This window comes from Glycomyces sp. NPDC046736 (assembly GCF_040645615.1).
Classification (GTDB): Bacteria; Actinomycetota; Actinomycetes; order Mycobacteriales; family Micromonosporaceae; genus Glycomyces.
In genome coordinates this window covers 1-12,778 of the sequence record NZ_JBEYYO010000005.1, presented here as the reverse complement: position 1 = coordinate 12,778, position 12,778 = coordinate 1, and the positions used below count along the sequence as shown (strand labels likewise).

The window sequence follows — 12,778 nt, the reverse complement described above, 5'->3', positions numbered from 1 at the left end:
AAAGGGTGTTCGAACATGGCGCTCGACGCTGAGAAGAAGTCCGCGATCATCAAGGAATACGCGCTGACCGAGGGCGACTCCGGTTCCACCGACGTCCAGGTCGCGATCCTGACCACGCGCATCAAGGAGCTCACCGCTCACGTCCAGGTCCACAAGCACGACCACCACTCCCGCCGTGGCCTGCTCCTCCTGGTCGGCAAGCGCCGCCGTCTCCTCAAGTACCTCAAGAAGACCGACATCACGCGCTACCGCGCGCTCATCGAGCGCCTCGGCATCCGCGACAACGCCTAAGACCTCCAGCAAGGGAGCGCCCCGACCGGGACGCTCCCTTTCGCGTACCCCACCGCTCACTTTTGCTTCGCCTGTGCCGCCGCGTCGGCCGGGTAACGTAGTGTGGGCGATGAGCACCACGCTCGACCGCAGCGCCTCGAAGAGCGAGGCGCGGCGCGGCTCGCCTGAGACCGCGCCGGTCCTCGGTAGTGGCATCCGGAACGCCCCGCGCGACGCGGGGACGGGCTTCCGAGTGCTTCGATCGAAGACCGGAACGCGTGGGTGAGCGGCGCTCCGCACAACAGTGCGCCCAGCACTACACAAGGAGATCGACACTCTATGTCCGACAATGAACGGACCCCCGAGGCTTACAACCTCGGCGAACACCACGCCACGGCCGTCATCGACAACGGCGCGTTCGGCACCCGTAAGATCGTCTTCTCGACCGGCCGACTCGCCAAGCTCGCTCAGGGCTCGGCGATCATCCAAATGGACGACACCGTCGTCCTCTCGACCACGGCCGTCTCGAAGCACCCGAAGGACCACTTCGACTTCTTCCCGCTGACCGTCGACATCGAGGAGCGGATGTACGCCGCCGGGCGCATCCCCGGCTCGTTCTTCCGCCGCGAAGGCCGACCCAGCGAGAACGCCATCCTCACCTGCCGCCTCATCGACCGCGGCCTGCGCCCGTCCTTCGTGTCGGGTCTGCGCAACGAAGTCCAGGTCATCGGCACCATCCTCGCCGTGGACGCCCGCGACGAGTACGACGTGGTCGCCATGAACGGCGCCTCCATGTCCACCCAGCTCTCCGGCCTGCCCTTCTCCGGCCCGCTCGGCTCGACCCGCGTCGTCCTCATCGACGGCACCTGGGTCGCGTTCCCGACCCTGGAGCAGATCGAGAAGGCCACCTTCGACATGGTCGTCACCGGCCGTGTCCTCGAATCGGGCGACGTCGCGATCATGATGGTCGAGGCCGAGGCCACCGACAACACGATCAACCTGATCGCCGCCGGCGGCACCAAGCCCACCGAAGAGGTCGTGGCCTCGGGCCTGGAGGCCGTCAAGCCGGTCATCGCCGAACTGGTCCGCGCCCAGGCCGAACTGGCCGCCGTGGCCGCCAAGCCGGTCGCCGACTACCCGCGCTTCCTCGACTACCAGGACGACGCGATCGCCGCCGTCGAGGCCGCGGTCACCGCCGAACTCGACCAGGCCCTCCAGATCGCCGACAAGACCGACCGCCAGGACGAGCTCGACCGCGTCAAGTCGGTCATGCTCGAAAAGCTCGGCGCCGACTTCGAAGGCCGCGAAGGCGAACTCAACGCCGCCCTGCGCTCGCTCACCAAGAAGCTGGTCCGCAAGAGGGTCCTCACCGAAGGCGTCCGCATCGACGGCCGCCTGCCCGCCTACATCCGGCCGCTCGCGGCCGAGGCCGGCATCCTCCCGCGCGTCCACGGCTCGGCCCTGTTCGAGCGCGGCGAAACCCAGATCATGGGCGTCACCACGCTGAACATGCTGCGCATGGAGCAGGCCATCGACACCCTGTCGCCGGTCAGCAAGAAGCGCTACATGCACAACTACAACTTCCCGCCGTACTCGACCGGTGAGACCGGCCGCGTCGGCTCGCCCAAGCGCCGCGAGATCGGCCACGGCGCGCTCGCCGAGCGCGCCCTGGTCCCGGTCCTGCCCTCGCGCGAGGAGTTCCCCTACGCGATCCGCCAGGTCTCCGAGGCGCTGGCGTCCAACGGTTCGACCTCGATGGGCTCGGTCTGCGCGTCCACGATGTCGCTGATGAACGCGGGTGTGCCGATCAAGGCGCCGGTCGCGGGCATCGCGATGGGCCTGATCTCCGAGGAGGTCGACGGCGAGACCAAGTACGTCACGCTGACCGACATCCTCGGCGCCGAGGACGCCTTCGGCGACATGGACTTCAAGGTCGCCGGGACCCCTGAGTTCGTGACGGCCCTCCAGCTGGACACCAAGCTCGACGGGCTGCCCTCGGACGTGCTGGCGCAGGCGCTCCAGCAGGCCAACGACGCCCGCCACGCGATCCTCGACGTCATGCTCGACGCGATCAGCGAGCCGGGCGAGCTGGCGAGCACCGCGCCGCGGATCACCACGCTGAAGATCCCGGTCGACAAGATCGGCGCGATCATCGGCCCGAAGGGCCAGACGATCAACCAGATCCAGGACGACACGGGCGCGGACATCACCGTCGAGGACGACGGCACGATCTACGTGTCGGCCGAGAACGGCGAGGCCGCTCAGGCCGCGGTCGAGACCATCAACGCGATCGCGAACCCGACCCTCCCGAACGTGGGGGACCGGTTCCTGGGCACCGTGGTCAAGACCACCGACTTCGGCGCGTTCATCTCGCTGACGCCGGGCCGCGACGGCCTGCTGCACATCTCGAAGGTCGGCGACGGCAAGCGCGTCGAGCGGGTCGAGGACGTGCTCTCGGTCGGCGACAAGATCGAGGTCGAGATCGGCGACATCGACAACCGCGGCAAGATCTACCTGGACAAGGTCTACCCCGAGGGCCAGGAGCCGGAGGGCTACAAGAAGGGCCGTCCGGCCGAGCGCAAGGAGTCCCGCGGGGACCGGGGCGAGCGCGGCGACCGCGGCCCGCGCCGTGACCGCGAGCGCGGCGAAGGCCGCGGCGACCGTGGCGAAGGCCGTGGTGGCGACGGCGAGCGCCGTCGTCGCCGGACCCGTCGCACCGACGAAGCCGGAGGCTCGGAAGAGTAGATGAGTCGTCCCCAGACTCGCACACTCATCGACGATCCGCTGGGCGGCACGGTCCGTGTGACCGTGCTGCCCGGCGGTTTGCGTGTGCTCACCGAATCCGTCCCGACCATGCGCTCGGCCTCCGTGGGGGTCTGGGTCGGGGTGGGGGCCCGCGACGAGGCCCCCGAACTCGCCGGCGTGTCGCACTTCCTGGAGCACCTGCTGTTCAAGGGCACCGCCAAGCGCACGGCCACGGAGATCGCCGAGTCCATCGAATCGGTGGGCGGGGAGTCGAACGCGTACACCGCGCGGGAACTGACGTGCTTCTACGCGCGGGTCCTCGACGACGACCTGCCGATGGCGATCGACGTGCTCGGCGACGCGATGTGCTCCTCGCTGGTGACCCCCGCCGACGTCGAGATCGAGCGCGACGTGATCCTGGAGGAGATCGCCGCGTCGGCCGACGAGCCTTCTGACGTGGTCCACGAGCTGTTCAACCGGGCGCTGTTCGGGCCCGGGGCCCTGGGCCGCGACATCGCGGGCGACCCGGGCACGGTGCGGGCGCTGACGCGCGAGCAGATCCACGACTTCTACCGGCACCACTACCGGGCCCCGAACCTGACGGTGTGCGCCGCGGGCGGGGTCGACCACGACAAGACCGTGAAGCTGGTGGCCGAGGCGTTCGCGCCGCTGCTGGGCGGGGCCGACGTGCCGCGCCAGCGCCGTCACGACGACGAGGTCCTGCCCGATCCGGTGCCGCTGCTGGTGGAGACCCACGACACCGAGCAGGCGCACCTGGTGGTCGGCTGCCGGCTGTTCTCGCGGCACGACCCGCGCAAGGACGCGTTCGAGGTGCTGAACAACATCCTCGGCGGCGGCATGTCCTCGCGCCTGTTCCAGTCGGTGCGCGAGAAGCGAGGCCTGGCCTACACGGTCTACTCGTTCTCGACGTACTTCGCCGACACGGGCGCCTTCGGCGTCTACGCCGGGGCCAACCCGGACAAGGTCCACCAGGTCCGCGACCTGGTGCTGGCCGAGCTGGCGATGGTGGCCTCCGAGGGGGTCACCGAGGACGAGCTGCGGCGCGGCAAGGGCATGAGCAAGGGCGGCATGGTCCTGTCGATGGAGGACTCGGGTTCGCGCATGAACGGCCTGGGCCGCGAGGAGCTGCTCTACGGCGACCATTGGAGCCTGGAGCAGGAGATCGCCGACATCGAGGCGGTCACCGCCGAGCAGGTCCGCGAGGTGGCCGCGGCGATCCTGTCGCAGCCGATGACGACGGTGGCCGTGGGGCCGTTCGACCAGAGGGACTTCGAATGATCAAGGTCGGTGTGCTGGGAGCCCGGGGCCGGATGGGCCGGGCGGCGTGCGAGGCGGTCGAGGCCGCGGACGGTCTGGAGCTGGCCGCGACGGTGGGCCGGGACGAGTCGCTCGACAAGCTCGTCGGGGTCGACGTGGTCGTGGACTTCACGTTGCCGGACGTGGTCATGGACAACCTGGCCTGGTGCGTCGAGCACGGCATCCACACCGTGGTCGGGGTCTCGGGCTTCGACGCGGCGCGTCTGGACGCGGCCCGTGGGCTGCTCGCGGCCGATCCTGAGGTCGGGTCGGTGATCGCCCCGAACTTCGGGATCGGCGCGGTGCTGATGATGCAGTTCGCGGCCAAGGCCGCGAAGCACTTCGACTCCGCGGAGATCATCGAGGCGCACCACCCGAGGAAGGTCGACGCCCCGTCGGGCACGGCCGTCCACACGGCGCGCTTGATCGCGGCGGCCCGCGCGGACGCGGATTGCCCGCCGATGCCGGACGCGACCGAGGTCGACCCGCAGGGCGCGCGCGGCGCGGACGTCGAGGGCGTGCGCATCCACGCGATCCGCTCGGCCGGGTACGTGGCGAGCCAGGAGGTCCGCTTCGGCGGCCCTGGTGAGCGCTTCGTGATCGGCCACGACTCGCTCGACCGCGAGTCGTTCATGCCCGGGGTGATCCTCGCGGTCCGCGAGGTCGTGAAGCGCCCGGGTCTGACGGTCGGGATCGACGACCTGCTCGAATGACGTTCGAACGCGCAGCGCCCGCAGGCCGGAAGGCCTGCGGGCGCTGTCGTGTCTACTCGGTGGTGCTCTCGCCCGAGCTCAGTTCCTCCGAGCCTGGGGTCTGGCTCGGGGTCGGTTCGGTCCCGCCCTGGCCGCCCTCGCTGGTGGGCGCTTCGCTCGGGGTGGGGTCGGCCGACGGCGAGGTGCTCGGTTCGGGGTCGGTGCCCTCGTCGGTGGGCTGCTCGCTGGTCTCGTCGGTCGGGCCTGAGTCCGTCTCGGTCTCGGTGACGGTCTCGGTCTCGTCGGCGCCTTCGCCTTCGGGGCTCTGGATGATCGTGGTGGTGGTGTCGCCGCTGTCGTGGATGAACCGGCCGGAGTCGCCGGTGAACAGGCCGATCAGAAACAGCGTGGCGATGGTCAGGCAGAACACGATCACGCTGGAGACGAGGATCGTCAGGAGCGTCTTCTTGCGCGAGTGCGCGTCGGTGACGTGCCCTTCGGGTTCGAGGTCGGGGACGGCCATCTCGACGGTGTCGCCTTGCGTCGAGTGCAGCTGCTCGGTTTCGGGGATCTTCGCGGTGGCGGTGACGCTGTCGGGGTGGAGCTCGATCGTGACGGCGGTGGCCTTGCCCGCGGCGGTGGGGGCCATCGCGGCGATCTGGGATTTGATGCGGTTGCCGGTCGAGCGCATGGCGCGGAGGATGAGCACGGCGCCGATGGAGGAGCAGACGCTGAGGATGGCGGTGCCGGCGACGGTGCCCCACAGGCCGAGGAGTTTCGCGAGGATCGCCCCGACCACGGTGGCGCCCGCGGCGGCCAGGACCTGTCCGATGCTCAGTTCCAGGCCCGGTTCTTTGTCCTTGGGGCCCTTGCTGTTCGAGCGGTACTGACTCACCGATCCTCCCCCCGGCTCCTCGACTCGTCACGCGGATCGACTCACCAGGATACGGGGCGTGAGCGGGGTGCCCACGGTTTGTGTCGGAGTCGACAGGTCAGCTCCGGGCCTGCCCGACCGAGTACCGGCGCAGCCTGCTCCACTGCCACAGCCACAGCAGACCGACCACCACGACCAGGAACGCGACCCCCGCGGCGGCGAAGACCCAGCCGTTGTTCTCTACGGCGGTGGCCTCGAGGTCGTAGGCTGCGCCGGGGGTCATGACCCAGGTGACGGTGCGGCCGTTGAGCTCGCCGTTGTGCTCGGTGACGCGGGCGGGGAAGTCGACGCTGATGAGGATCTCGGCGTCGGTGAACGCGTCGGGGTCGAGGAACCCGGCGGCGCGCAGGTCCCAGTGCCCTTCGAGGTCGTATTCGCGGCCGGAGTGGTCGATGCGCAGGTAGCCCCAGTCGTCGCCGCCGAACTCGGCGAAGTCGGCCAGCGGCCGGTCGGTGAACGTGGCCGTCCACCCGGAGAACCCGTCCTCGTTGTAAGGGGTCCGGTCGGTGCCGGGGATGCCGTCGAGCAGGGCGTCGAGGAACGCATCCAGCTGGCGCTTGTCGAGGCCCTCTTCGTCTGCGCGGTCGATGAAGTCCTCGCTCCACGCGGCGGTGAAGGTCCCGCCCACGGTGTCGTCGGAGCGCACCTGGAGCCCGAGGTCGAGGCGCAGGCACCCCGAAGCGGCGAACAGCAGACCGACCGCCGCGGCGGCGACGAGGACCCGACGAGCAATACCGACCATGAAACCGAGCCTAAGCGCCCGAAACGCCCGAACCACCGTTTTCGCCGACTCCCGGACACCGAATGTCGTACCCCGAGCGCACCCTTGAAACCGGGGGCCCACCGAAAACGCTCGCCGCCTTGGCGTTCGTGACCGCCCGCCGCTCCCGAACGGATGTCGTACCCCCGGCGCACCCTTGAAACCGGGGGCCCATCGAAAACACTTGGCGCCCTCGCATTCGACCCTCGCGCCGCCTGTCCCCGAGGCGATGTCGTACCCGTGTCGCATCGTTGATACCGGGGGCCCAGTGGAAACGTTCGCCTCTCTCGCGTTCTGCGCCTCCCGCCGCCCCTCCGACTCGCCTCCAGCCGTTAGGCTGTCGGGCAGGAGGCGATGTGTGCGCTGTCGAGGAGTCCACGCTGCGGGACCAGAGTGAGCAGCCGCGGGGGAATCCCGTGCGCCGGTGGGTCACCGGGTTCTTCGGGCAGCCGTGGTTCGCGCCCGTCGCGCTCCTCGCGTGCTTCTCCGCGGCCGCCGCGGGCGTGCTCGCCACCGACCCGACCGACGACACCGGCCCCTCGACCTGCCTGTTCAAGATCGCCACCGGCTTCGACTGCCCCGGCTGCGGCGGGACGCGCGCGTTCTACTACGTGCTCACCTTCAACCTCCCCGAAGCGGCCCGCCACCACCTCATGGCCGTGTTCGCCGCCCCGTTCCTGGTGTGGATGTTCCTCACCTGGGCCCTCCCGCGCCTCGTCACCCGCCGCACCTGGCGCCTGCCCACCTTCCACCTCACCCCGAACGCGCTCACGGTCTTCCTCATCGTCTGGGGCGTCTTCTTCATCGCCCGCAACCTCCCTTGGGAACCGTTCACGTTCTTCTACGTGTGAACGCGAAGCAGCCCGGCCACCTCGCGGTGACCGGGCATGCAGTGGGTGTTGAGTGAAAGTCTTAGGCGTAAGCGCTGGCGCGGTGCAGGTAGATGTCGCCCGAGACCGAGCGCGCCCGCACCTCCAGGCTGGTGCCGCCGCCGGCCGGGGACGGCGAGGTGTCGCCGGTGGCCAGCTCGGAGGTGACCGTGCCGGCCTTGGCGTCCAGGTCGACCCACACGTCAGTGCCCGCCACGACCCCGAGGCTGATGCGCCCCGACACCGTGTTGGCCTTGACCGCGCCCGACTTGAGCGCCGACAGCTCGATCCCGCCCGAGAGGGTGTTCACGTTCGCGTTCGCGTCCAGCCGCTCGGCGGTGATCGCGCCCGAGACGGTCTTCGCCGAGAAGTCCCCGCCCACGTGGTCGGCCCGCACCTGGCCCGAAGCGGTGTTCGCCCGGAAGTCCTCGGTGGCGTCGATGACGCTGATCGAACCCGACACGGTGTTGGCCCGCACGCTGGAGGCGCTCTCGACCGTGGCCGAACCGGCCACGGTGTTGATCGAGGCCGCTCCCAGCTTCCCGTGGAGGCTGATCGGCGCCGACGTGGTCTTGACCGACACCTCCGATCCCTGCGGGACCTTCACCGCGAGGTGGACCCCGATCTCCTTGCGGAAGAACCAGTTCGAGGGCTTCTCGGGGGCGACCACGCGCAGGTGCCCGTTCTCGAACTCGACGCGCGCCAGGTCGGCCGCGTCCTCGTTCTCGGGCCGGCGCTGCGCGGGCTTGATCTCCACCAGCACCGTGTTCGCCTCGTGGGCGGTGACGGTGACCGAGCCGTCGGCCAGCGTGATCGCCGCGGTGATCGGCCCGTCGTGGGTGAATTCGGTGTACTCGTTCATCGCTGGTGCTCCCTAAGCCCGGGCGTAGCCGGTGATGCGCTGGCTGTACTTCGCGCCGCCGGTGGGCCCGGAGGTCCGCGAGGCGTGGACGGCGGTGTTGATCGCGCGGACCAGCCAGGCGTTGACCGAGGCCCCGTCGGCGGAGGCGACCCGCTCGACGTCCTCCTTCAACGACTCCGGCAAGCGCAAGGTGATGCGGGCCACATCGTCGTCGATGGGCGGGGCCGGAGGCGGCGTGGCCTCGGCGGTCTCCCCGCCGCTGACGCGCAGGTCCACTTCCTTCCCGCGCACCCGCAGGTCGACCGACGCCGAGGAACCGGCCTGGTCGAGCCCGGCGGTGATCTCGGCGGCGGCTTCGGAGAGGGCCTCCATGAGCGCCAGGCGAGCCCCCGCGTCGAGTGCTTCCGACAGCAGTTCAGCGGTCCGCGCGGCGTCCTCGCCGCCGGGCGCGGCCGCGGCGGTCAGGCTCCGGCGGAGCGATTCGATATACGGCGTCAAGTCCATGACACCATGATGACATCATTTCTGACGTCTGTCAAGCGGCGCGCTGAAACCAGCGGTGCGACCCGCGACGCACCCACCACCCCCGCCACGCCCGAAACACCGAAACCTCCGCGCGCCGCCGGGCGCGTGCAGGACCACACTCCCACCACGAGTACCCTCAGGGAGTCGAGAACCAGCACTAACAGGCACCGAACATGAAACGAGGGGGAGCGGGGATGCCCGAAATCGTACCGATGGACGTCCGACTCATCGCCTGGACGCACTTCGAGTCCCCGGCCGACGTCCCATGGGACACCGACGCCGACGGCGGCCAAGCCCTCGCCGAATTCGCCGGCCGCGCCTGTTACCAGTCCTGGACCAAGCCCAACCCCAAGACCGCCACCAACGCCGGCTACCTCGACCACATCCTCCAGGTCGGACACCTCTCCGTCCTCGAACACGGCACGGTCAGCTTCTACCTCAGCGGCATCTCCCGCTCCCTCACCCACGAGCTGATCCGCCACCGACACTTCTCCTACTCCCAACTGTCGCAGCGCTACGTCCCCGAACGCGACGCGCACATGGTCGAGCCCGAAGTGATCGCCGCCGACCCCGAACTCCACGACCGCTTCCTCGCCGCCGCCGAAGCCGCCCAGAGCGCCTACGACGACCTCCTCGAAGGCCTGGAGAAGAAGTTCGCCGACGTCTCCAACGCCACCCTGCGCCGAAAGCAGGCGCGTCAAGCGGCGCGTTCAGTCCTGCCCAACGCCACCGAGACCCGCATCGTCGTGACCGGCAACTACCGCGCCTGGCGGCACTTCATCGCCATGCGCGCCTCCGAGCACGCCGACGTCGAGATCCGGGCGCTGGCCATCGAATGCCTCAAGCAGCTCAAGGAGAAGGCCCCCAACGTCTTCGCCGACTTCCAGATCACGGAACTCGGCGACGGCACCGAGGTCGCCTCCAGCCCCTACGTCACCGAGGGGTAGAGCCGACAGGCACACCCGCACCCGCCCGCCGCCCTCCCCGGGCACCGCGGGCCCCGGCCCGCGCATGCCGCGAAGCGGCGAACCGCAGCGGCGAAGCGGTGCGACTTGAGACAGTTAATACGCAACGCGCGGCCGAGGCGAGGCGCCCCGGCCGCCGGACACAGCATTGGTGAAAGCACATGCGCAACGCAACGCGCCCGTTCGGGCGAACACTCGCGGCCATGATCACGCCGTTCACACCCTCAGGTGAACTCGACGTCCCCGGCACCGCCGCACTCGCCCGCCACCTCGTCGACGAGCAGGGCTGCGACGGCCTGGTCGTCAACGGCACCACCGGCGAATCCCCGACCACCACCGACGCCGAGAAGACCCAGATCGTCCAGACCGTGGTCGAGGCCGTCGGCGACCGCGCCCACGTCATCGCCGGCGCCTCCACCTACGACACCCGCCACTCCGTGGGCCTGGCCAAGGCCGCCGAAGCCGCCGGCGCCGGGGGCCTCCTCCTGGTCACCCCCTACTACTCCCGGCCCACCCAGGCCGGCGTGGCCGCCCACTTCGAGACCATCGCCGACGCCACCGAGCTGCCCGTGATGCTCTACGACATCCCCCCGCGCACCGTCATCGGCATCGACGACGCCACCTTCGAGCGCCTCGCCCGCCACGACCGCATCATCGCCGTCAAGGACGCCACCGGCGACATCCCCAAAGCGCAGCGCATCCGAGTGGGCACCGGCCTGGCCTACTACTGCGGCGTCGACGAGCTCAACCTCGCCGCCTACGCCACCGGGCAGGTCGGCGTCGTCTCGGTCACCGCCCACCTCATCGGCCGCCACCTCAACACCATGTTCGACGCCTTCGACGAGGGCGACACCGCCCGCGCGAACGCCATCAACGACGCGCTCCTGCCCGCCACCGAAGCCCTCATGAGCCAGGGCCCCGGCATCATCGCCGTCAAGTCCGGCCTCGCCGCGCGAGGACTCCCCGGAGGCGAGCCGCGCCTGCCGCTGCTCCCCGCCGAACCGGACCTCGCGGCCCTGATCGCCGCCCGCATCGCCGACCTGAAGGAGGCCTCATGGGCCTGACCCGACCCAAGAACCTCGGCGCCCCCGGCGCCCTCCCCGACGGCGCCCTGCGGGTCCTCCCGCTCGGCGGCCTCGGCGCCATCGGCCGCAACATGACCCTGTTCGAATACGACGGGAAGCTCCTCATCGTCGACTGCGGGGTCCTCTTCCCCGACGTCGACCAGCCCGGCGTCGACCTGATCCTGCCCGACTTCACGCCGATCCTCGACCGCCTCGACGACATCGAGGCCATCGTCGTCACCCACGGCCACGAAGACCACATCGGCGCGATCCCGTTCCTGCTGGAGCACAAGAACGACATCCCCGTCGTCGGCTCCCGCTTCTCCGTGGCCCTCGTCGAGGCCAAGCTCCGCGAGCGGCGCATCAAGCCTGCCGGGATCGTCGTCGCCGAGAACGAGACCCTCCAGCTCGGACCGTTCGGCCTCGAATTCCTCGCCGTCAACCACTCCATCCCCGACGCGCTGGCCGTGGCCGTGCGCACCGACGCGGGCCTGGTGCTGTGCACCGGCGACTTCAAGATGGACCAGCTCCCGCTCGACGGGCGCATCACCGACCTCGCCGGGTTCGCGCGCCTCGGCGAGCAGGGCGTCGACCTGCTCCTGTCGGACTCCACCAACGCCGAGATCCCCGGCTTCGTGACCTCCGAGCGCGAGATCGGCCCCGTGCTGGACAAGCTCTTCCAGGACGTCAAGGGCCGCATCATCGTCGCCTCCTTCGCCAGCCACGTGCACCGCGTGCAGCAGGTCCTGGACGCCGCCCACGCGCACGGCCGCAAGGTCGCGTTCGTCGGCCGCTCCATGGTCCGCAACATGGCGATCGCCCGCGACCTCGGCCTCATGGACGTCCCCGAAGGGATCCTCGTCAGCATGGACGAGGCCGTGCGCCTGCACTCCGACGAGATCGTCTACATGTCCACCGGCTCCCAGGGCGAGCCCATGAGCGCCCTGGGCCGCATGGCCTCGGGCGACCACCGGCACATCACCGTCGAACCCGAGGACACCGTCATCCTCGCCTCGTCCCTGGTGCCCGGCAACGAGACCGCCGTCTACGGCGTCATCAACCGCCTCGCCCGCACCGGCGCCACGGTCATCCACAAGGACGTCGCCAAGGTCCACGTCTCCGGCCACGCCCCCGCGGGCGAGCTGCTGTACGTGCTCAACATCGTCAAGCCCTCCAACATGATCCCCGTCCACGGCGAGGCCCGGCACCTCCAGGCCCACGCCCGGCTCGCCATCGAGTCCGGCGTGCCCGAGGACCAGGTCATCGTCATCGAGAACGGCGACGTGGTCGACCTCGTCGACGGCGTCGCCCGCCTGGTCGGGCACATCCCCAACAACCTCGTCTACGTCGACGGCCTCTCGGTCGGCGACGTCGGCGAACCGGTCCTCTCCGAGCGCCGCATGCTCGGCGACGGCGGCTTCATCGCCGCCACCGTCGTCATCGACTCCGAGAACGGCAAGATCGTCGGCGGCCCCACCGTCTCGGCCCGCGGCTTCTCCGAAGACCCCAAGGCCTTCGACGGTGTCCTCCCGCTCATCGACGACGCCATGGAGCGCGCCGCCCAGGACGGCATCACCGAAGCCCACCAGCTCCAGCAGATCCTGCGGCGCACGGTCGGCAAATGGGTCAACGACACCTACCGCCGCCGCCCCATGATCGTCCCGCACGTGCTCGAAGTCTGAGCCTCCGCCAGCGGCGTCGAGAAATCGGACCAGGGCCTACACGCACTCCCACGCCGACCACTTCGGCGGCGTCAAGGGATTCGTGACCCAAGA

12 protein-coding genes are annotated in these 12,778 nt (G+C 69.9%); 8 read left to right on the top strand and 4 right to left on the bottom strand.

What is annotated here, in order from left to right; translation table 11 throughout:
• Nucleotides 1-15 precede the first annotated feature (15 nt).
• The 4 genes from rpsO (at nt 16) to dapB (ending at nt 5,045) form a co-directional block, all read left to right on the top strand.
• On the top strand, nt 16-291 hold the full coding sequence (gene rpsO, locus AB0B28_RS07000) for a 30S ribosomal protein S15 (RefSeq protein WP_360117824.1): 276 nt from the start codon (nt 16-18) through the stop codon (nt 289-291).
• Nucleotides 292-609: 318 nt separating this feature from the next.
• Entirely contained in the window at nt 610-3,015 is a 2,406-nt protein-coding gene (locus AB0B28_RS06995) for a polyribonucleotide nucleotidyltransferase (RefSeq protein WP_360117821.1), read from the top strand.
• Nucleotides 3,016-4,314 (top strand): pitrilysin family protein, encoded by a 1,299-nt coding sequence (locus tag AB0B28_RS06990; protein WP_360117818.1) that lies wholly within the window; start codon nt 3,016-3,018, stop codon nt 4,312-4,314.
• Entirely contained in the window at nt 4,311-5,045 is a 735-nt protein-coding gene (dapB, locus tag AB0B28_RS06985) for a 4-hydroxy-tetrahydrodipicolinate reductase (protein ID WP_360117815.1), read from the top strand. The genes AB0B28_RS06990 and dapB overlap by 4 nt, the downstream gene beginning before the upstream one ends.
• Nucleotides 5,046-5,097: 52 nt before the next feature.
• On the opposite strand, the gene AB0B28_RS06980 is transcribed toward dapB, so the two are convergent.
• Both AB0B28_RS06980 and AB0B28_RS06975 read right to left on the bottom strand, forming a co-directional pair.
• Nucleotides 5,098-5,919 (bottom strand): hypothetical protein, encoded by an 822-nt coding sequence (locus tag AB0B28_RS06980; RefSeq protein ID WP_360117812.1) that lies wholly within the window; start codon nt 5,917-5,919, stop codon nt 5,098-5,100.
• Between the two features lie 97 nt (nt 5,920-6,016).
• The gene (locus AB0B28_RS06975) at nt 6,017-6,700 is read right to left on the bottom strand and encodes a hypothetical protein (RefSeq protein WP_360117809.1); all 684 of its coding nucleotides are present in this window, start codon (nt 6,698-6,700) and stop codon (nt 6,017-6,019) included.
• 374 nt (nt 6,701-7,074) lie between these two features.
• Here AB0B28_RS06975 and AB0B28_RS06970 point away from each other — a divergent pair, with 374 nt between their 5' ends.
• On the top strand, nt 7,075-7,569 hold the full coding sequence (locus AB0B28_RS06970; protein ID WP_360117806.1) for a DUF2752 domain-containing protein: 495 nt from the start codon (nt 7,075-7,077) through the stop codon (nt 7,567-7,569).
• 61 nt (nt 7,570-7,630) lie between these two features.
• Here the strand turns inward: AB0B28_RS06970 and AB0B28_RS06965 are convergent, their stop codons facing one another.
• Together AB0B28_RS06965 and AB0B28_RS06960 are read right to left on the bottom strand one after the other, a co-directional pair.
• Complete coding sequence (locus AB0B28_RS06965) at nt 7,631-8,449, bottom strand: DUF4097 family beta strand repeat-containing protein (RefSeq protein WP_360117803.1); 819 nt, start codon at nt 8,447-8,449, stop codon at nt 7,631-7,633.
• A gap of 12 nt (nt 8,450-8,461) precedes the next feature.
• Entirely contained in the window at nt 8,462-8,953 is a 492-nt protein-coding gene (locus tag AB0B28_RS06960; RefSeq protein ID WP_360117800.1) for a hypothetical protein, read from the bottom strand.
• 215 nt (nt 8,954-9,168) lie between these two features.
• Between AB0B28_RS06960 and thyX the strand changes: the two genes are divergently transcribed.
• From thyX to AB0B28_RS06945, 3 genes are all read left to right on the top strand, one after another.
• On the top strand, nt 9,169-9,921 hold the full coding sequence (gene thyX / locus AB0B28_RS06955; protein WP_360117797.1) for an FAD-dependent thymidylate synthase: 753 nt from the start codon (nt 9,169-9,171) through the stop codon (nt 9,919-9,921).
• 221 nt (nt 9,922-10,142) lie between these two features.
• Nucleotides 10,143-11,003: a 4-hydroxy-tetrahydrodipicolinate synthase gene (gene dapA, locus AB0B28_RS06950; RefSeq protein ID WP_360117794.1), complete on the top strand. Its 861-nt coding sequence runs from the start codon at nt 10,143-10,145 to the stop codon at nt 11,001-11,003.
• Entirely contained in the window at nt 10,994-12,685 is a 1,692-nt protein-coding gene (locus AB0B28_RS06945; protein WP_360117791.1) for a ribonuclease J, read from the top strand. Before dapA ends, AB0B28_RS06945 begins: the two co-directional genes overlap by 10 nt.
• Nucleotides 12,686-12,778 lie beyond the last annotated feature (93 nt).